The sequence below is a fragment of the Intestinimonas sp. MSJ-38 genome (assembly GCF_018917925.1).
Lineage (GTDB): Bacteria > Bacillota > Clostridia > Oscillospirales > Butyricicoccaceae > Pseudobutyricicoccus.
Genome location: NZ_JAHLPO010000004.1, coordinates 93,306 through 112,346, shown reverse-complemented (window position 1 = coordinate 112,346; position 19,041 = coordinate 93,306). Strand labels below are relative to the sequence as shown.

Sequence of the window (19,041 nt, the reverse complement as noted above, 5' to 3'; positions counted from 1 at the left end):
ACCCCTAAAGCCTTGTAAAGTGGCAGTTTCAATTTTTTCCCGGGGCCGATACCGTCATGTGCTCGATATTCTCGGTGATGTCCCGGATGATGCCGCTTTCGGCGTACTGCACCGCCTGGCGAATGGCGCTCTTGAAGGCCCGGGGATCGCTGGAGCCGTGGGCCTTGATCACCGGCTTGCAAATGCCCAGAAGGGGTGCGCCGCCCACTTCCTTATAGTCCATCTTCTTTTTCAGCGCGCCCAGACCGTTCTTCACCAGCAGCGCCGCCAGCTTGGTGCCCAGGTTTTTGAAGAAGATCTTCTTCAGCTCGCCTACAAAGTACAGGCCCACGCCCTCATAGGTCTTGAGCAGCACATTGCCGGTAAAGCCGTCGCACAGAATCACATCGGCCATGCCGAAGGGCACATCCCGGCCTTCGATGTTGCCGACGAAGTTGAGCCGGCCCGCTTCCCCGGCCTGCTTCAGAAGGCCGTAGGTCTCTTTGATCATGGGAGTGCCTTTGCTCTCCTCAGCACCGTTGTTGATCAGGCCGATGCGGGGCGAGGCGATCTTCATCTGCTTCTGGCAGTAGAAGGAACCCATATAGGCAAATTGCAGCAGATATTCCGGGGTGCATTCCACATTGGCACCGCAGTCGATGAGCAGCGCGCCGCCCTTGTCGGTGGGCAGAATGGGGGCCAGCGCCGCACGGCGGATGCCCCGGATACGCTTGACATACATGGTGGAGCCCACCAGCACTGCGCCGGTATTGCCGCCGGAGACCATGGCGTCCCCTTTTCCTTCGCTCAGCAGCCGCAGCGCCACGCCCAGGGAGGAATCTTTCTTCTCCTTGGTGACGCTCATGGGGCTGTCACACATATCGATGACTTCCGGGGCGTTGACCACTTCGATCTTCCCCGCCACATCATCGCTCTTCACTTTTTCCAAACAGGACAAGATGGCTTTCTCCTGTCCCACCAGAACGATCTCCACGCCCAGTTCCCGGGCGGCCAGCACGCTGCCTTCTACCGTGCTCTGAGGGGCGTTGTCACCGCCCATGGCGTCTACAATGATCTTCATTCCGTTGTCCCCTCCATTACTGTGTTCCGATATGCTTCGATTTGTTCCAGAGAGCGCCGGGAGATCTCCATGTACCGCTCCCGCTTGCCCTTGACCCTTCTGTCCAGCCCGTCGATCAGGCCGAAGTTGATGTTCATGGGCTGAAAATTCTTGCCTTCATAACAGCTGATGTGCCGGCTAAGGGCGCCGATGGCCGTCTGGGTGGAAAACTCCAGCAGCGGCAGGCCCAGCATGCTCCGGGCCATATTCAGACCGCAAGCAAAGCCGGAGGCGGTGGATTCCACATACCCTTCCACCCCGGTCATCTGCCCGGCAAACATCACCCGGGGATCTTTTTTCGCCCGGTAGAACCCATCCAGTACCCGGGGCGAACACAGATAACTGTTGCGGTGCATCACTCCATACCGGAGAAATTCCGCTTTTTCCAGTCCCGGGATCATGGAAAACACCCGCTTCTGCTCGGGGAAGCGAAGATGGGTCTGGAAACCCACCAGGTTGTACATGGTGCCCTGGCTGTTTTCCCGCCGCAGCTGCACCACGGCATAGGGCTCCTTCCCCGTCTTGGGGTCGGGCAGGCCGATGGGCTTCAGAGGGCCGAAGCGCAGGGTGTCCTCTCCCCGCCGGGCCATCACTTCCACCGGCATACACCCTTCAAAGACCCGCTTGTCCTCAAAGCCGTGGACCGGAGCTTCCTCGGCCTGGCACAGCTCCTGCCAGAAAGCCAGGTACTGCTCTTTGTCCATGGGGCAGTTGATGTAGTCCAGGCCGGTGCCCTTGCCGTAACGGGAGGCAAAATAGGCCTTGTCCATATCCAGGCTTGCTCCCGAAACGATGGGAGCCGCGGCGTCATAGAAGCTGAGGGCCTCTTCCTCCCCCAGCCATTCCATCATGTTCTGGGCCAGGGGACCTTCGGTGAGCGGGCCGGTGGCCACGATCACATGGCCGCTTTCCGGGATGGCATCCACCCGCTCTTCCTCAATGTGTATCCGGGGATGCTGCCGCAGCCGCTGGGTCACCAGGTGGGAAAAGGCCTGCCGATCCACCGCCAGCGCCCCTCCCGCGTCCACCTGGGTGGTGTCGGCACAGGCCACGATCAGGCTGCCCAGCCGCCGCAGCTCTTCTTTCAGAAGCCCGGCGGCATTGGTCAGTTCCCCCGAACGGAAGGAGTTGGAGCACACCAGCTCGGCAAAGATATCCATTTTGTGGGCCGGGCTCTTCTGCCGGGGCTTCATCTCCAGCAGCCGTACTTCAATCCCCCGGCAGGCCAGCTGCCAGGCTGCTTCACTGCCGGCCAGACCCGCTCCGATCACTGTGGCTTGCATCATTCTTTGTTTTCCTCTTCCGCTTCCGGCTTTTCTGCCGCCTTTTTGGCAGCTGTTTTCCGGGTGGTCTTCTTTTTGGGTGTTTCTTCCCCTTCACCGGCGGCCTTTTTGGTGCTCTTCCGAGTGGTCTTCTTGGGCTTTTCCTCCCCGGCTTCCTCCTGGGCCTTGGCTTTGGCCGTCTTGGTGGTCTTGGCAGCCTTTTTGGCCTTGGTGGCTTTTGCAGTCTCCGGGGTCTCCGCTGCATTTTCGGCAGCCGTCACCACATTCTGCTCTGCCGCCGGAGCTTCTTCATCCTTTTTCTTGCTCTTCCGCTGAGGCAAATCTTCCTCATAGCCGCACCCCGGCTTGTAGCACACATACTTTTTCTCTGCCTTGGTATAGCGCTTATAGAGAGGCTCGCCGCAGTTGGGGCACTTTTTGTTGGTGGGCTTATCCCAGGTCATAAAGGTACAGGTGGGATTTTTCTCGCAGCCGTAATAGTAATAGCCGCTGCGGGACTTTTTCTTCACCACCTTGGCTCCGCACAGGGGACACAGCACGCCGGTGTCCTCGGTGATGGGCTTGGTGTTTTTGCACTCGGGATAACCGGGGCAGGCCAGGAACTTTCCGAACCGGCCGGATTTGATGACCATCTTCCGGCCGCACAGCTCGCAGACCACATCGGTCTCCTCGTCCTTGATCTTGATGCGCTTTTTCTCCAGGTCCTTTTCCGCCTTCTCCAGCTCGCCCGAGAAACCGGTGTAGAACTTGCGCAGGATATCCACATAATTGGTGTTGCCCTGTTCCACTTCGTCCAGCTGCCGCTCCATACCGGCGGTGAACTTGATGTCGATCACATCGTGGAACTTGTCGATCATCAGATCGGTGACGGCCTCACCCAGTGGGGTGGGACGCAGGGACTTGCCCTCCTTCACCACATAATCCCGGCCCAGAACCACCGAAATGGTGGGGGCGTAGGTGCTGGGACGGCCGATGCCCTTTTCCTCCATGGTGCGGATGAGGGAGGCTTCGGTATACCGGGCCGGCGGCTGGGTGAAGTGCTGCTTGGGCTCGGTCTTTTTGTGCTTGGGCTCGTCGCCTTCGCTGAGGGGCGGCAAAGGCGCCAGCTCATCGTCGCTGCGCACTTCGTCCAGTCCCTCTTCGTACAGGGCCAGGAAACCGGGGAATGCCACCGTCTGACCAGTGGCCCGGAAAATATAGCCGTTGCAGCCAATGTCCACCGATGTGGTGTCCATCATGGCATCGGTCATCTGGCTTGCGGTGAACCGGGACCAGATCAGCTTATACAGCTTATACTGATCGGCAGACAAACTGCTGCGGATGCTCTCCGGGTCCAGCAGAGGATTGGTGGGACGCACCGCTTCGTGGGCGTCCTGGGCGTTCTTCTTGGTTTTGTAATGCCGGGGTTTGGCGGGGAGATAGTCATTGCCAAACCGGCCGCCGATGTAATCCCGGGCGGCGGCCAGGGCGTCATCGGAGACGCGGAGGGAGTCGGTACGCATATAGGTGATCAGACCGGTGAGCCCCTGGCCCTCGATGGACACGCCTTCATACAGCTCCTGCGCCACCATCATGGTGCGCTTGGCCGTCATGGACAGCTTCCGGGAAGCCTCCTGCTGCAAGGTGGAGGTGATGAACGGAGGCGCAGGCGTCCGCTTCTTTTTGGCCTTCTTCACCTTTTCCACCCGATAGCCCGCCCCGTCGATGGCGGAGAGCACCTTTTCGGTCTCCTCCTGGCTGGAAAGCTCCATTTTGCCCTCTGCCGTTCCATAAAAACCGGCGGTGAAATTCTTCCGCCCGGCGGTGAGGGTCACATCAATGGACCAATATTCCTTGGGCACAAAAGCCTGGATCTCCCGCTCCCGGTCCACGATCAGACGGGTGACCGCCGACTGGACCCGGCCGGCCGACAGCCCGGCCCGCACCTTCCGCCACAGGAAGGGGGAGAGCTGATAGCCCACGATCCGGTCCAGAATCCGCCGGCCCTGCTGGGCATCCACCAGATTCATATCGATGTCCCGGGGATGTTCCACCCCGGCGAGCACCGCTTTTTTCGTAATTTCGTTGAAGGTGACCCGCTTGGTTTTGCTGTCGGGCAGATGGAGCATCTCCTTGAGATGCCAGGAAATCGCTTCCCCTTCCCGGTCCGGGTCGGTGGCCAGGTAGACGAAATCGCTTTCCTCCGCCGCTTTTTTCAGCTCGTCGATGATTTTGTCCTTGCCCTCGATGGGCTCGTATTGGGGGGTAAAGTCCCCGTCGATGTCGACGCCCATCTTCTTTTTGGGCAGATCCCGCAAATGCCCCATGGATGCCTTGACCACATAGTCAGCCCCCAGGTATTTGCCGATGGTTTTCGCCTTGGCCGGCGATTCCACAATGAGTAATTTTGACATTGCGTTCCTCCCGGCGGCTCCTGCTGCGGGCCGCCCATTTCTTTGGCCTCCCCCATTCTGGGGCAAGGCCCATCTATCTACAATATGATACTATGGTTTTCATATGATTTCAAAATATTTTGCGCCCCGCTCCCGCACCACACCCCGGATCTGGAGCATGGTCAGGCTGGTGAGCACTTCCCCTGTGGCCAGACCGGTGTTCTGACAGATCACATCGATGTGGGTCAGGCCGTCCATGCTGTCCACAATGAGCTTTTCCCGGCCGGTCAGTCCTGCTGGCGCCGGTTTTCTCTTGCCGGAAGCAGACTGGGGCATCTCCTGCTCAGGCTCTTTCTCCTGGGCTTTCTCTTCCAGCCCCATCACAATTCCAGGAAAGCGCCCGGCATATTCTTCACAGATTTCCACCGGGTTTGTGCACAAAATGGCCCCCGAGCGGATGAGCTGATTGCTGCCTTCGTACTCCGGCCTGTCGATGGAACCGGGAACGGCAAACACATCCCGCTCCTGTTCCAATGCGGTGGCCGCCGTGATCAGACTGCCGCTTTTCCTGGCCGCTTCCACCACCAGCACCCCCAGGCTCAGGCCGGAGATGATCCGGTTGCGCCGGGGAAAATAGCCGGGATAGCCCCGACGGCCCGGAGGATACTCGCTGAGAACGGCGCCCTCTTTCTCCAGAATCCGCCGCAGCAATCCGTTGTGGGAAGCGGGATAACACTGGTCAATGGCCGTGCCCAGCACAGCTACCGTGGGAGTGGGACCTTCCAGCGCCCCTTGGTGAGCCGCTCCATCCACACCCTGGGCCAGGCCGGAAACGATGAGAAAGCCATGGGCCGACAGCACCTGGGCAAAGCGGCGGGCGGTCTCCAGCCCCAAAGGGCTGGCCTTGCGCTTTCCCACAATGGCCAGGACCGGCATCTCCTCCCACTGGGGCATGGTGCCCCGCAGATAGAGCACCGCCGGCGGATCGTAGATCTGCCGCAACGCCTCCGGATATTCCGCCTCTTCAAAGCAAATCGCCCGGGCCCCTGCCTTCTGGCAGTTCTCCAGCACCTGCTCCGCTTTTTCCCAGACGGCTTTGGCTCCCTGCTCCCGCTCCCGGGGCGTGAAAAAGGGATCGCCCTCTTTCAAAGCACGGCAGGCTCCCAATGCTCCTCCGAAACGCTCCCGGGCCTCCCGGATGCGGCGGGTGGGCAGCCTGGCCTCTTCCCGCAGCCAGATATGGACCAGCACAGCTTCCATCGGTTTTCCTCCTAACGGCCTAACGGCCTAACGGCGCATCTCCCACATACACAGGGCAGCCGCCACTCCGGCATTGAGGGACTCGGCCCCCTGGATGGGGATGATCACCTGGCCCCGGCTGTGCTCCAGAAGCTCCGCACTGACGCCGTGAGCCTCGTTGCCGATGGCCACCGCCGCCCCTTTCAGATCCACCTGCCGGATGTCCTGAGCGCTTTCGCTCAAGGCGGCGGCATACAGGGGGATGTTTCTTTCCTCCAGCGCCTGCCAAAGCTCCGGCCGGGACAGGCGGAACACTTTGCACCGGAACACGGAGCCCATGGTGGAGCGAACCACCTTGGGGTTATACAGTTCGGCACAGTTTCCCGTCAGCACCACCGGCAGGGAAAAAGCCTCGGCCGTGCGCAAAATGGTGCCCACATTTCCCGGGTCCCGCACATCTTCCAGCACCAGACAGGCTCCTTCCGGCAGATCCTTCCGGGGGGCGGGAATACGGCAGACAAACAGCACGCCCTGGGGGCTTTCCACGCCGCTCATCTGGGCCATGAGAGAGGGTGGCACCAAAAAGGTGGGCACGCCTCTGTCCCGCTGCTGCTCCAAAGGCAGGTCCCGGCTGAGAAAGACCTGAACCACTTCCACGCCCGCCGCCAGGGCCTCCCCCAGCAGCTTTTCCCCTTCGCAGCAGAACAGCCCTTCCTTTTCCCTTGTCCGTTTGCTGTCCATCAGGCGGCAGACCCGGCGGATGCGGGGATTGTCCCGGCTGGTTATCTCTTCCATAATTACCCCAATTTCTTGATATCGTCGTTGGCGCCGATGACCACCAGCGCATCTCCCCGGCGGATCACATAATCCGGCTCGGGAGAAACATGGATGGTCTCGCCGTTGTGGGTCTTGACTGCCAGGATGTTGATGCCGTAACGGGCCCGCACATCGATCTGACGGATGCTCTTGCCGCCCCACCGGTCGGGGGCCGCCACTTCCACAATGGAATAATCCTCAGAAATATCGATATAGTCGATGATGTTGTTGGAGGCCACCATCTGGGCGAACCGGGCGCCCATATCGGCCTCGGGGAAGACGATCCGGTCGGCGCCGATGCGTTTGAGCACCTTAACATGCAGATCGTCGTTGCCTTTGGCAATGACATTCTTCACCCCCAGCTCCTTGAGCATCAGGGTGATGAGGATGTTGTCCTGGATGTTGTCGGCAAAGGCCACCACCGCATGATCGAAATTCCGCACGCCGATGGATTTGAGCACCTGCTCATCCCGGGCGTCGGCGGTGATGGCATGGCTCACCGAGTCGGACACCCGGTGCACCGCTTCTTCGTCCTTGTCCACCGCCAGCACTTCATGGCCCAGGCGGTACAGTTCCCTGGCCAGGGTCATGCCGAAACGCCCCAGGCCGATGACCACAAACGATTCCATCTTGTTTCCTCCTTTAGCCGATCATCACCCGTGCTTCGGGGTATTTGATCTTGGCGTCCTTTTTGCCGCGCATCATGGCGGCCATGCCGATGGTGATGATACCCACCCGTCCCATATACATCAGCGCCGCCAGCACCAGAAGCGAGGGGGTGGAAAGCTCCGTGGTGATGCCCAATGTGAGGCCCACCGTGCCGAAAGCCGAAGTACATTCAAAGAGGGCCGAGCTGAGGGTGACTCCGTCAAAGGCCGACAGCAAAAAGGTACCGACGGCCACCGAGCAGATGCCCAGCAGAAACACCGACAAAGCATCCATCACCAGCTTATAGGAAATGGACCGGCCGCCCACAGTGGTCTGGTAAGTGCCCCGCAAAGAGGACAGCGCCGCCATGAGAAGCACGGCCAGTGTCACCGTCTTGACACCGCCTGCCGTACTGCCGGGGGAACCGCCCACAAACATCAGCGCCACACTCATGGCCTTGGAGGCCCCGGTGAGATAGGCCTGGTTCAGCTGGGCAAAGCCCGCCGTACGGGTGGTGGTGGATTGGAAAAAGGCGGACAGCAGCCGGCCGAAAAAGCCCTGATTGCCCATGGTCTGGGGATTTTCGTATTCTGCGATGAAGAAGAACACCGTGCCCAGCAGCAACAGCAGGGCGGTGGAGCGCAGCACGATCTTGCTCTGGGTGTGGAGCCGGCCCTTGTTGTCCCGGGCCGAATAGATGTCGCTCCAGACAAAAAAGCCCAGGCCGCCCAGAATGATCAACAGGCTGATGGTCACCGTCACCGCGAAATCCCCGGTATAGCCCCCCAGGGAAATATAGGCGCCCTGGTCGCCCAGAATATCAAACCCGGCGTTGCAGAAGGCCGAGACCGAGTGAAAGATCCCTCGGCCGATTCCGCCCAGGATTCCATAGTCCCGGGCAAAGCGTACCGACAGAATCAGCGCTCCCATGCCTTCAAACAGCAATGTGCCGCAAAGCACCCGCTTCACCAGACGCACCATACCGGAAAGCCCGTCCATATTCAGCGAGGTGCTCACCAGCCGCCGCTCCCGCAAAGAGATCTTCCGCCGCAGCAGCAGGGACAGGGCGATGGCAATGGTCATAAATCCCAGCCCGCCGGTCTGGATCAGGCAGAGGATGACCGCCTGACCAAAGGGACTCCAGAACAGATAGGTATCTTCCACAACCAGCCCTGTGACACAGGTGGCCGAAGTGGCGGTGAACAGCGCGGTGACCGCACCGGCGCTTTCCCCGCTGCGGGTGGCAAAGGGCAGCATCAGCAGCAGGGTGCCGATCAAGATCACGGCGGCAAACCCCACGGCCATCACCCGCACCGGTGCGGCCCGGCGCACCGCGGCGTTGCGCCGCTGAATGCTTTTCAAATGCTCTCTGCCAAAACGCTTTAGCTTGCTTTTGAATGACTGCATATTGGTCTCCCTCCGGGACCTGCGTCCCGTCGATCCTTTGGACTTTTCCCAAAATCCGGCTTTCTGGAAAAGCGCAGACAGACCTGACGCCATTGGCGTCAGGCCCGCTTGCGTTCTTCGTCCAAAAGGGAAAGAAAGGTTTCTTCCTGTTTTCCCCCAGCGAAAGCTGCGTTTTTTTAATACAGCTTGGCGCCGGCGGGGATATGGCTGTCCACCATCAGGCAATGGAGCTTCTCCACGCCATTTTCATGATGAACCGCCGAAATGATCATACCGCAGGAATCAATGCCCATCATCTTGCGAGGGGGCAGGTTGGTGATGGCGATCAAAGTCTTGCCCACCAGTTCCTCCGGCTCATAGGTATCGTGAATGCCGCTGAGGATCACCCGGTCTTCTCCCGAGCCATCGTCCAGCACAAACTTCAGCAGCTTCTTGCTCTTGGGCACCGCAGTGCATTCCTTTACCTTCACCGCCCGAAAATCCGACTTGGCAAAGGTTTCAAAGTCCACAAAATCGGCAAACAGAGGCTCTACTTCCACCTGGGAGAAATCGATCTCCTCCACCTTCTGCTCTACTGCGGGAGCAGCAGCGGCGGGCTCCTCTTCCTTCTTCTGAGAATCGTTCTTGTTGTCCAATGGCTTCATTGTGGGGAAGAGCAGCACATCCCGGATGCTGGCAGAATCGGTGAGCAGCATCACCAGCCGGTCCAGGCCAAAGCCCAGGCCGCCGGTGGGAGCCAGGCCATACTCCAAAGCGTTGATATAATCGTAGTCCACCTGGCTGGTGTCCTTGGGGTTGGCTGCTTTCCGCAGGGCCACCTGCTTTTCAAAGCGCTCCTTCTGATCGATGGGATCGTTCAGCTCGCTGAAGGCATTGCCGAATTCCATGGCGTTGATGAAATACTCAAACCGCTCGGTGAAGGCCGGCTCGTCCTTCTTCCGCTTGGCCAGGGGGCTGTTTTCCACAGGATAGTCGTAGATGAAGGTGGGCTGGATCAGCTTCTCTTCCACAAAGGCATCGAACAGCTCCACCAGCACAGCGCCCTTGGTGGCATTGGCAGGCACCGGCACATTCTTCTCCTTTGCGGCCTTCCGGGCGTCTTCGTCGGTCTCCCAGGTATAGTAGTCGCAGCCGGAATACTTTTTCACCGCTTCCACCATGGTCAGACGCTCCCAATGGCTCATATCAATGGTCTGACCCATATAGGGGATGGTCAGGCTGCCGCAGACGGTCTTGGCCAGGTGCTTATACAGATCTTCCACCAGGTCCATCATGCCCTTGTAATCGGTGAAGGCCTGGTACAGCTCGATGCTGGTGAATTCCGGGTTGTGCTTTGTGTCCATGCCTTCGTTGCGGAAGATACGGCCCACTTCATACACCCGGTCAAACCCGCCCACGATGAGCCGCTTGAGGGCCAGCTCGGTTTCGATGCGCAGGTACATATCCATATCCAGTGTGTTATGATGGGTGACGAAAGGACGGGCGGAAGCACCGATCTCCAGAGGCAGCAGAATGGGGGTATCCACCTCCAGGAAGCCCTGGCCGTCCAGGTAAGCGCGGATCTCCCGCAGGATCTGACTGCGCTTGATGAAGGTGTCCTTCACCTCGGGATTGACGATGAGATCCACATACCGCTGGCGGTAGCGCAGGTCGGTATCCTTCAGGCCATGCCACTTTTCCGGCAGAGGACGCAGGCTCTTGGACAGCAGCTGGATCTTCTCCACCTTGATGCTGATCTCGCCCATTTTGGTGCGGAAGACTTCACCTTCCACGCCTACCACATCGCCGATATCAAACTTTTTGAAGGCGGCATATTCTTCTTCGCCCACATTGTCCCGGCGGACATAGAGCTGGATGTCTCCGGTGGAATCCCGCAGATCGGCAAAGCTGGCTTTGCCCATCAGCCGCTTGCTCATCAAACGGCCGCCCAGGCGGACGACCTTGCCGGTCTCCTCCTCATTGGCGATGCCGGCAAACTCTTCCTTGATGTGGGCGGCGTAATGGTCCACAGGGTACTTGGTGATGGCAAAGGGGTTCTTGTCCTCCTGCTGCAAAGCGGCCAGCTTGTCCCGGCGGATGCGCAGCAATTCCCCCATTTCCTGCTGAGCGGCCTGCTCGGCTGCCACAGCGCTCTTTTCTTCCTTCATAATCTTCCTCCATATCAAAAGACAGCCGCAGCCATTTCCGCTGCAGCCGTTTTTTCTTCCTTTTTACCGATCGATGGCCACGATCCGATAGGTGATGGCGCCGTCGGGAGCTTCCACTACCACGGTATCGCCCACGCCATGGCCATAAAGAGCCTTGCCCAGCGGGGACTCATCAGAGATGCGGCCCTGGACAGGGTTGGCCTCCTGGGAGCCCACGATGGCATATTCCTCAGGCTCATCCTCAAAGCCCTCTTCCACCACGGTGACCCGGGTACCCATGCTCACATGCTGGGTGGTGATGGAGTCCTCGTTGATGATCACCGCGCCGGCGATCACATTCTCCAGCTCGGCGATGCGGGAATACAGCTTGCCCTGTTCGTTTTTGGCCTCGTCGTATTCACTGTTCTCCGAAAGGTCGCCGAAAGAACGGGCTTCCTTGATCTGCTCGGCCACTTCTTTCTCCCGGACGGTCTTCAAATATTCCAGCTCATCTTTGATCTCTTTGAGCCTTTCTTCGGTCAGCATAAATTGCTTTTGCATAGTTTCCTCCCCTTTGCCCCTGGAAATGGGCATAGATATTCAGGATAATACTTCACATTATATGGTGCTCGTTCCCATGTGTCAAGCGTGGTTTTCCCCAGGATGGGGGAAAGAGGCCTGGGTTTCCCCCTCCTGGCTGCCTTCTGCTCCCAGATCTTCCGGACGGCACAGGCCGCTTTCCAGCAGCATGGCTGCATACAAAGTATCCCCCATCCCAGACGGTTTTTGCTCCCTGGCCCACTGGGGGGATACAAACCGCAGCCCCGGCCAGCCGCCAGGGGCCAGCATCAGCAGATCCTCCCCTGTCTCCCCCTTCTCTCCCGGCTGGGGAAAACAGATGCGCAGGCAGGGGTATTCCGGCGGTGCACTTTGCTGGGGGGCAATGCCGAACTGTTCATACAGCGCCTCCTCCAGCTCCTGCTGTCCCACTTTGACGCTCACCGACAGATACCGCACCTTTCCCCCCAGAATTCTGGCGCAGCGCACCACATCCCGATCACATCGGGCGGCCTCCAGACGGCAGAAGGCCTGCTCCAAAGGAATCCCCCGGCTGTGAAGGGCCCACAGTGCCCCCAGTCCGGCCCCCTGCCGCCAGGCCGTCCCTTCTTCCACCGCCAGCATCCCCATTTCCAGCGCCTTGTTCCGCCACTTCTCCCCTGTGGCCAGGCGGTGAACCCCTCTTTTCTTCATCTGTTCCATGGCCCATTCCACCCGTTTTTCCACTTTATGTTCTCCCGTGCCGGAGGGCACCGGCAAGCGGACCGTCAGGAAAGAAGCCCTCCCCACCGGCCGCAGCTCCGTCTCCAGATGTTTTTTCCAAAAAAGGCCCCGCTTCTTTTCTTCCTCCACCGTTTCAAAATATGCGATCATATCCGGCACCCTCCCCTTTTTCATTATATTTATGTTCCGGGAGGGGCTGCTATGTCCGGCGCAGCAAAACGGGCAGCCATGAAAGGCCGCCCGTTTTTGAGCGTGTCGAAAAAGTGGCTTAGGCCACTTTTTCGAGTTTTTGCAAGGGGCTGGCGGAGTGCCTCCGCTCCCATACTGCGCTCCCGTGCTGGGCAGGTCCGATGCAGAAAGGCAAAGAAAGTATGGCCGTCCGGCCACCGGACCAGCGGGGCGCCCCGCCCTTGAGAAGTGCAAAAAGCCACGCACAGGTCGCGGCTTTTTGCGGATTTATAGGGGTAGGGCGGACGACCCTTTTCGTTATATAGGTTTTTCGACAGTCTGAACGGGCGGCCATGAAAGGCCGCCCGTTTTTATTGCTTCATTTAATTTTCGCTCATCTGCTGCCGCAGCACTTCCAGAGCTTTTTGGAGCTGGTCGTCCTCTTCCGGCTGGAGAGTATAGAACCGGTTGAGCTTGTCCTCGCTGAGGGAGGACTCCACATCCGGGGTAATACCCACACCGGCCAGGCTGACGCCCTTGGCGGTGTAATACCGGCTGGTGGACAGATTGAGAGCTCCGCCACCGGTGAGGGGAATCATGGTCTGGGCATAGCCCTTGCCCAGGGTATGCTCGCCCACCACAGTGGCCACGCCATATTCCTGCAAGCTGGCGGCGAAAAACTCCGCAGCGCTGATGGAATACTCATTGCACAGCACAGCCATCGGCAGCTTGACGCACTCTTCATCGGAAGAATAAGTGGTGCTCTCTCCGGCCTTGTCGGTGATGCTGATGACAGTACCCTTGGGCAGAAGCTCATCCAGCATATTCACCAGCACATCCACAAATCCGCCGGGATTGAAACGCACATCGAACACCAGAGCCTGGGCCCCGTCATCCAGCAGCTGCTGGAGCTTCTGGGAAAACTCCTGTTCCACATTTTTGGAGAAGGACTCGATGCGTATCAGGCCGATGTTGCCTTCCAGCATCTGAGCCTTGACCCCAGGGGTCTGCACCTCTTCCCGCTGGAGGGTGTATTTCTGCTGCACCCCTTCCCGCAGAATGGTGAGGGTAACTTCGCTGCCCGGCTCTCCTTTGACCCGGTCGCTCAGATCGTCAAAGGACATTTCGGCAGCGCTCTCCCCATCCACGGCCACCAGCAGATCCAGGGGCTGGATACCGGCCTTCTGGGCGGGAGAATCCTCGGTGACAGCAGTGATCACATAATAGCTTCCGTCGGTAGCGGTGGAAATGGTGATGCCCACGCCGGCATACACCCCTTCCCGCTTTTCCATCACCGCTTTGTATTCTTCTTCGGTGAGATAGGAGGACCACTGATCCCCGGTGCCCTGGATATAACCTTTCAGGGCCTGATCCATCATTTCCTGCTTATCGTATTCTCCCACAAAATATTTATCTACCAGCTGGGAGACCTCTTTCAGCTGCTGGTATTCCCCTTCCATCTCCTCGAAGTTGCCCAAGCGGGCGTTATAATACTCCGAAGCCACATAGAAGGTGATATTGAAGGTGGTCACCACCGCCAGCATCAGGAGCATCAGGGTGGAACCCAGGGTGAATCTTTTCTTCATGAACAGGGCTTCTCCTTGCGATGATTTGTTGCTTAGTACAGGCCCAGGATCCGGCCGCCATCCTGGTAGCTGCCATTCTGGCGCACCTCAAAGTGCAGATGGTTGCCGGTGGAATAACCGGTGGAACCCACCTTGCCGATCTGCTGGCCGGCGCTGACTGCGGCGCCCTTGGTGGTGAGGATCTTGCTCATATGGGCATAGAGGGTGGTAATGCCATTGCCATGGTTGATGACCACATAATTGCCCCAGGCGCTGCTGTAACCGGCGATGATGACGGTGCCCGACTGAGCGGCATAAATGGGTGTGCCGTTGGGGGCCGAGATATCCACACCGGTGTGGAGCTTATATCGCCCGGTCACCGGATGGTTCCGGTAGCCGAACCTACTGCTGACAGTGCGATAGCCCGAAGGCAGAGGATAGGTGTAATTTCCCACCTGGGTGGTGCCGGAAGAACTAGAACCGCCGCCACCCCGGGCCGCCTCTTCCCGGCGCTTCCGCTCGGCCTCTGCTTCCCGGCGCTTCCGCTCGGCCTCTGCTTCCATCTCCTTGACGATCTTATCGATCTGGGCGTTGATGGAATTCTCTTCCGCTTCGATTTCCGCAAAAGAGGCCTTCACTTCTTCTGCGGCACTCTCCAGTTCCTTCATGGCCTGGGAGCGATTGGCCAGCTGGGTATCCAGCTCGCTCTTGGACACTTCCAGCTCTTTGCGGGCATTTTCCGCCTGCTGACGGTCCTCTTCCAGCTCAGCCTTGGTCTGGGCGATCTCCTCTTTCAGGGCCTTCAGCTCTTCAAACAGGTTTTTATCGTATTCCGCGATCTGGCTGACGATCTCGTATTTGGACAGGAAATCCGAAAGGTCATCGGCAGAGAGCAGCACTTCCAGATAGCTGGTCTCTCCCTGCTCATACATCACCCGCACACGGGTCTTGAACTTTTCGTACTGTTCTTCTTCCTTCTGCCGAGCCTCGACCAATTCCTCTTCCTTCTGGGCGATCATCTCTTCCAGACTGTCGATCAGGTCGTTTTGCAGTTCGATCTGTTCTTCCGTGCTGTTGATCTGGGCGTCCAGCGCTTCGATCTGCTCTTTCACGGTGGCTTTTTCGCTGTCGATGCTGTTCAGTTCAGCTTGCAGCTCCTTCTTTTCCGCCGCCTGCTCCTCCAGCTTGTCTTTCAAAGCATCCACATCGCTCTGGGATGCCGCCGAAGCGCTGACACGGAAAAACAGATCGGCCACAAGGCCGAAGAGCATCAGCCCGGCCAGAAGTCCGGCAATGGCGCCGGCCACCACCCGGGTGATTGTTTTTTTCTTGGCTCGTTTCATCTTCCTATCCTTCCTTTCTGGTCCGTTACACTTTCAGGAATTTGCGGATGGTGAGCACGCTGCCCCCGGAGCCCAACACCAACCCTGCCGCCAGCATCAGCAGCAGCAAAGGCAGGGCGAACTGGGGAAAGGCCACCATTTCCATCAGGCCGGTGCTGCCCACCACGCCTTCCGCGATATAGTCATAGATCAGCCATTCCAAACCAAAGGCCACAAGGGCTGCGATCTCTCCCAGCACCAGACCTTCCACAATAAAAGGGGAGCGGATAAAGTGATTGGTGGCGCCCACCATGCGCATGATGGCGATCTCCTCCCGCCGGGCAAACATGGCCAGCTTGACGGTGTTGGAGATGATAAAGATGGACACTGCTCCCAGCATGGCGATCAGTGTATAGCTGATGGCGTTGACCACGCTGCGCATCTTTACCAGTTTATCGGAAAATTCCTTTTTGCTGGTGGTGCTGGCGATGCCGTCGATCTTTTCCAGGGCATCCACTGTCTCCTGGTGGAGAGACACATCCTTCATAACGATCCGGTAACCATCCCGCAGGGGATTGTCGTTTTCCAGACCTTCCAGTATGTAGGCGTCGTCTCCCATCTGCTCCTTATAATCCTCCAGGGATTCTTCCTTGGGGATAAATTCCACCGTCTCCACATTGTCCACTTGTTTGATTTCCTCTTCCAGGGCCTGGGCCTGGGGACGGGTGTAGGTCTCATCCACCCACAGCATGATTTCGCTCTGGGTCTCCAGATCGGCCACCTGGATTCCCAGGTTGTAGGCCACCAGGCTGAAGCTGGAGGTGATGAGCAGGCAGGCGGCAATGACCGTGATGGCCGCCACCGACATCAGCCGATGGGAAAAGAAATTGCTGATGCCCTCTTTCAGATAATATCTCAGATTAAAACGCTTCATCAATTTGATACCCGCTTTTCTCCAAATCGTCGTAATAACCGCCGGTGTGGTCCCCCACTACCTGGCCCCTGTCAATGCTGATGACCCGCTTGCCGAACTGATTGACCAATTCTTTTTCGTGGGTGACCACCAGCACAGTGGTACCCAGGGCGTTGATCTTGCCCAGGAGGGTCATAAGCTCCAGAGAACGGGCCGGGTCCAGGTTGCCCGTGGGCTCGTCGGCGATGATAACACTGGGGTTATTCACCAACGCCCGGGCGATGGCCACTCTCTGCTGCTCACCGCCGGACAGCTCATCGGGATGGCGCCGGGCCTTGTGGAGCACGCCCACCAGGTCCAGCACATAGGGCACCCGCTTTTTGATGATCCGGGGAGGTGTGCCCACGGCCCGCATCACAAAAGCCACATTTTCAAACACTGTCTTTTTATCGATCAGGCGAAAATCCTGAAAAACCACGCCCACCGTCCGGCGCATATAGGGCAACTGCCGGTTCTTGATGGTGGTCAGGTCGAAATCGTTTACATACACCTTGCCGCTGGTGGGACGGATCTCCCCGATGAGCAGCTTCATCATGGTGGATTTGCCCGAGCCCGAAGGGCCCACAATAAAGGCGAATTCCCCGTCTGCTATCTCCAGATTCACACCGTTCAGGGCTTTGGTGCCGTTGTCATAGGTCTTGTAAGCATCCACTAACTTAATCATGGTCCGGCCTCCGCCTCCCCTCTTTCTTTTTTGCCCCTTTTGGGCAGCATAAGGACAAGGGCCGTCTCGTCCCCCTCCCCCTCAGAGGGGAAGGGGGACAAAGCGGTCCCTGTGATTTTTTTTACGCCATGGTCTCCCGGGAGCGGAGGTACTGCTTGACCATCAGGGCCACTTTGAGCACGATGGCGTTGTCAAACTCCCGCAGATCCAGCCCGGTGAGCTTCTTGATCTTTTCCAGCCGGTAAACCAGGGTATTCCGGTGGACAAACAGCTTCCGGGAGGTTTCGGAGACATTCAGATTGTTTTCAAAGAACTTCTGGATGGTGAAGAGAGTCTCCTCATCCAGAGAGTCGATGGAGCCTTTTTTAAAGACTTCGGACAAGAACATTTCGCACAAGGTGGTGGGGAGCTGGTAGATCAGACGGCCGATGCCCAGGTTTTCAAAGTTCATCACCGTCTTGTCCTCATTGAACACATGGCCCACATCCACGGCGATCTGAGCTTCCTTGAAGGAGCGGGCGATGTCTTTCAGCTGGCCCACCACCGAGCCGATGCCGATCACATGGGGAATACCCACCTCTTCGTCCAGAGCCTTGTCCATCTGTTCGGCAATGCGGGAGACCTCCCGGGCATCGCCGTTTTTCAGCTCTTTGATCAAAGCGATCTCGCTTTCACTGATAGTGATGACGAAATCCTTCTGCCGGTCGGGGAAGAGCTTGACCAAGGCCTCCATGACGGCGGCATCCTGCCGGTCCTCCATGCGCACGCTGTAAGCCACCCGCTTGCAGTCGCTGACGAAATGCATCTCCCGGGATTTGATATAGATATCCCCGGGGAGGATGTTGTCCAAAATAATCTTTTTGATAAAGGTCACCTTGTCATGCTTTTCATCGTACTGGGTCTTGCTGTTCTTGATGGCTACCGCAGTGAGGGCGCACACCAAGGTGGCCCGCTCTCCGATACTGCCGGCAAAAACAGCGTTTTCGGCCCCGGCTTCATACCCGCCGATCATATGGAAAGTATAGCCGCCGGCCTGGCCTTCTTCCAGGCCCATTTTGAAAAATTCCACGGCGGCTTCGATGCTTTCGCCGATAAATTTCAGTTCAGTGCAGGCGGTGATCACACCGGTGTTGTCCACCACTCCGAGGATAAAATCCACATTGTCCTTCACTTCCAGCAAGATGCTCTGAAACAAGCGTGCTGCCATCAAAACCACCCTTTGTCTAATTTCAATAAATTGCGAGAAAGCGCTATGTCTATTTTAATGTATTTTTCTATGAATTTCAACAATTATTTGCAAAATATTTTATAGAACTTTTCTCCAGCTGCTTTGTTTCCGTCATTTGTAAGGGAAAGGGCAGGCAAAAAAGGGGAAGCGGGCCATGGCCCGCTCCCATTTTCACGGATTGGAAGAGCTATCCTGAGCGTCCGATACCGGGCGCAGCCCGTGCATAAAACCGTCCAGAGCGGCGGAATACACTGATCCGCCCACCACCTTCTCCCCTTTCAGAAGCACATCGGCCATGGCCTCCGGCTCGCCGGGGTAGTTTGTCAGGCGATAGGTGTACAAAGTGAGATTCTTCCCCTTATAGGGGGAAAGATCGAAGCCGCATTCCTTTTGCAGGTTGTTGTATTCCTCATAGACCGAGTCAAACTTCTTGGGCAAGGTGATGTCCTCCTGGCGCACCGGCTCCTTTTCCAGTTCGTACCCCAGGGACTGGAGATAGTTCCCCGCTCCCTCCAGACTTCCCATACTGGAAACAGGAGCTCCCTCCTCCTTGTGGGGCCACAGCAAAATCACCGCTCCTATCAGGACAAAGGCCCCGATCACCAGGGCGAGCAGCTTCTTTTTGTTCAGCTTGGTGGTGAAAATCAGCATAAAGCACCTCCATGTGTTCCTCATTGTGCTTTATACCTATGCCCCTGTCCCACTTCTTATGCCTGATCCATGGAAAAGCGCCCTGGCATATTTCCGAGGCGCTCAGACTGTCGAAAAACCTTGTTATGTAAGAGGGCTTTTCGCTCTTCCCTTCATCCATCCGCAAAAAGCCGCGACCTGTGCGCCGGTTTTTTTACAC

16 protein-coding genes are annotated in these 19,041 nt (G+C 57.9%); all 16 read right to left on the bottom strand.

Annotated features, from left to right (window positions below):
* Positions 1–28: 28 nt before the first annotated feature.
* The 16 genes from plsX to KQI26_RS04015 all read right to left on the bottom strand — a co-directional run bounded on the left by plsX (position 29) and on the right by KQI26_RS04015 (position 18,842).
* On the bottom strand, positions 29–1,060 hold the full coding sequence (gene plsX, locus KQI26_RS04090; RefSeq protein ID WP_216503327.1) for a phosphate acyltransferase PlsX: 1,032 nt from the start codon (positions 1,058–1,060) through the stop codon (positions 29–31).
* Positions 1,057–2,385, bottom strand: a complete 1,329-nt coding sequence (gene trmFO / locus KQI26_RS04085; RefSeq protein WP_371744074.1) for a methylenetetrahydrofolate--tRNA-(uracil(54)-C(5))-methyltransferase (FADH(2)-oxidizing) TrmFO — start codon at positions 2,383–2,385, stop codon at positions 1,057–1,059. The genes plsX and trmFO overlap by 4 nt, the downstream gene beginning before the upstream one ends.
* The gene (topA, locus tag KQI26_RS04080; RefSeq protein WP_216503326.1) at positions 2,382–4,775 is read right to left on the bottom strand and encodes a type I DNA topoisomerase; all 2,394 of its coding nucleotides are present in this window, start codon (positions 4,773–4,775) and stop codon (positions 2,382–2,384) included. The genes trmFO and topA overlap by 4 nt, the downstream gene beginning before the upstream one ends.
* 99 nt (positions 4,776–4,874) lie before the next feature.
* A complete protein-coding gene (dprA, locus tag KQI26_RS04075) occupies positions 4,875–6,014 on the bottom strand; it encodes a DNA-processing protein DprA (RefSeq protein WP_216503325.1) in 1,140 nt (379 codons plus the stop codon).
* 27 nt (positions 6,015–6,041) lie between these two features.
* Complete coding sequence (locus tag KQI26_RS04070) at positions 6,042–6,788, bottom strand: RNA methyltransferase (protein ID WP_216503324.1); 747 nt, start codon at positions 6,786–6,788, stop codon at positions 6,042–6,044.
* A gap of 2 nt (positions 6,789–6,790) precedes the next feature.
* The gene (locus KQI26_RS04065) at positions 6,791–7,438 is read right to left on the bottom strand and encodes a TrkA family potassium uptake protein (RefSeq protein ID WP_118746632.1); all 648 of its coding nucleotides are present in this window, start codon (positions 7,436–7,438) and stop codon (positions 6,791–6,793) included.
* A gap of 13 nt (positions 7,439–7,451) precedes the next feature.
* A complete protein-coding gene (locus KQI26_RS04060; protein ID WP_216503323.1) occupies positions 7,452–8,864 on the bottom strand; it encodes a TrkH family potassium uptake protein in 1,413 nt (470 codons plus the stop codon).
* 176 nt (positions 8,865–9,040) lie between these two features.
* The gene (lysS, locus tag KQI26_RS04055) at positions 9,041–11,011 is read right to left on the bottom strand and encodes a lysine--tRNA ligase (RefSeq protein WP_216503322.1); all 1,971 of its coding nucleotides are present in this window, start codon (positions 11,009–11,011) and stop codon (positions 9,041–9,043) included.
* Positions 11,012–11,074: 63 nt separating this feature from the next.
* Positions 11,075–11,551, bottom strand: coding sequence for a transcription elongation factor GreA (gene greA, locus KQI26_RS04050; RefSeq protein WP_118427023.1), 477 nt, complete (start codon positions 11,549–11,551; stop codon positions 11,075–11,077).
* 81 nt (positions 11,552–11,632) lie between these two features.
* Positions 11,633–12,421: a hypothetical protein gene (locus KQI26_RS04045; RefSeq protein WP_118746639.1), complete on the bottom strand. Its 789-nt coding sequence runs from the start codon at positions 12,419–12,421 to the stop codon at positions 11,633–11,635.
* A 401-nt stretch (positions 12,422–12,822) separates the two neighbouring features.
* Positions 12,823–14,025, bottom strand: a complete 1,203-nt coding sequence (locus tag KQI26_RS04040) for a S41 family peptidase (RefSeq protein WP_216503321.1) — start codon at positions 14,023–14,025, stop codon at positions 12,823–12,825.
* Positions 14,026–14,057: 32 nt separating this feature from the next.
* The gene (locus KQI26_RS04035) at positions 14,058–15,347 is read right to left on the bottom strand and encodes a murein hydrolase activator EnvC (RefSeq protein WP_216503320.1); all 1,290 of its coding nucleotides are present in this window, start codon (positions 15,345–15,347) and stop codon (positions 14,058–14,060) included.
* Between the two features lie 25 nt (positions 15,348–15,372).
* Positions 15,373–16,260 (bottom strand): permease-like cell division protein FtsX, encoded by an 888-nt coding sequence (ftsX, locus tag KQI26_RS04030; protein ID WP_253292666.1) that lies wholly within the window; start codon positions 16,258–16,260, stop codon positions 15,373–15,375.
* Complete coding sequence (ftsE, locus tag KQI26_RS04025; RefSeq protein ID WP_118427035.1) at positions 16,247–16,963, bottom strand: cell division ATP-binding protein FtsE; 717 nt, start codon at positions 16,961–16,963, stop codon at positions 16,247–16,249. Before ftsE ends, ftsX begins: the two co-directional genes overlap by 14 nt.
* A gap of 121 nt (positions 16,964–17,084) precedes the next feature.
* Positions 17,085–18,170, bottom strand: a complete 1,086-nt coding sequence (locus KQI26_RS04020) for a CdaR family transcriptional regulator (RefSeq protein WP_118427037.1) — start codon at positions 18,168–18,170, stop codon at positions 17,085–17,087.
* Positions 18,171–18,362: 192 nt separating this feature from the next.
* Entirely contained in the window at positions 18,363–18,842 is a 480-nt protein-coding gene (locus KQI26_RS04015) for a DUF4830 domain-containing protein (protein WP_216503318.1), read from the bottom strand.
* Positions 18,843–19,041 lie beyond the last annotated feature (199 nt).

Excerpts from the sequence above, each read along its gene's own strand:
- plsX (WP_216503327.1), bottom strand. The coding sequence starts at position 1,060 with ATGAAGATCATTGTAGACGCCATGGGCGGTGACAACGCCCCTCAGAGC.
- trmFO (WP_371744074.1), bottom strand. The coding sequence starts at position 2,385 with ATGATGCAAGCCACAGTGATCGGAGCGGGTCTGGCCGGCAGTGAAGCA.
- topA (WP_216503326.1), bottom strand. The coding sequence starts at position 4,775 with ATGTCAAAATTACTCATTGTGGAATCGCCGGCCAAGGCGAAAACCATC.
- dprA (WP_216503325.1), bottom strand. The coding sequence starts at position 6,014 with ATGGAAGCTGTGCTGGTCCATATCTGGCTGCGGGAAGAGGCCAGGCTG.
- KQI26_RS04070 (WP_216503324.1), bottom strand. The coding sequence starts at position 6,788 with ATGGAAGAGATAACCAGCCGGGACAATCCCCGCATCCGCCGGGTCTGC.
- KQI26_RS04065 (WP_118746632.1), bottom strand. The coding sequence starts at position 7,438 with ATGGAATCGTTTGTGGTCATCGGCCTGGGGCGTTTCGGCATGACCCTG.
- KQI26_RS04060 (WP_216503323.1), bottom strand. The coding sequence starts at position 8,864 with ATGCAGTCATTCAAAAGCAAGCTAAAGCGTTTTGGCAGAGAGCATTTG.
- lysS (WP_216503322.1), bottom strand. The coding sequence starts at position 11,011 with ATGAAGGAAGAAAAGAGCGCTGTGGCAGCCGAGCAGGCCGCTCAGCAG.
- greA (WP_118427023.1), bottom strand. The coding sequence starts at position 11,551 with ATGCAAAAGCAATTTATGCTGACCGAAGAAAGGCTCAAAGAGATCAAA.
- KQI26_RS04045 (WP_118746639.1), bottom strand. The coding sequence starts at position 12,421 with ATGATCGCATATTTTGAAACGGTGGAGGAAGAAAAGAAGCGGGGCCTT.
- KQI26_RS04040 (WP_216503321.1), bottom strand. The coding sequence starts at position 14,025 with ATGAAGAAAAGATTCACCCTGGGTTCCACCCTGATGCTCCTGATGCTG.
- KQI26_RS04035 (WP_216503320.1), bottom strand. The coding sequence starts at position 15,347 with ATGAAACGAGCCAAGAAAAAAACAATCACCCGGGTGGTGGCCGGCGCC.
- ftsX (WP_253292666.1), bottom strand. The coding sequence starts at position 16,260 with ATGAAGCGTTTTAATCTGAGATATTATCTGAAAGAGGGCATCAGCAAT.
- ftsE (WP_118427035.1), bottom strand. The coding sequence starts at position 16,963 with ATGATTAAGTTAGTGGATGCTTACAAGACCTATGACAACGGCACCAAA.
- KQI26_RS04020 (WP_118427037.1), bottom strand. The coding sequence starts at position 18,170 with ATGGCAGCACGCTTGTTTCAGAGCATCTTGCTGGAAGTGAAGGACAAT.
- KQI26_RS04015 (WP_216503318.1), bottom strand. The coding sequence starts at position 18,842 with ATGCTGATTTTCACCACCAAGCTGAACAAAAAGAAGCTGCTCGCCCTG.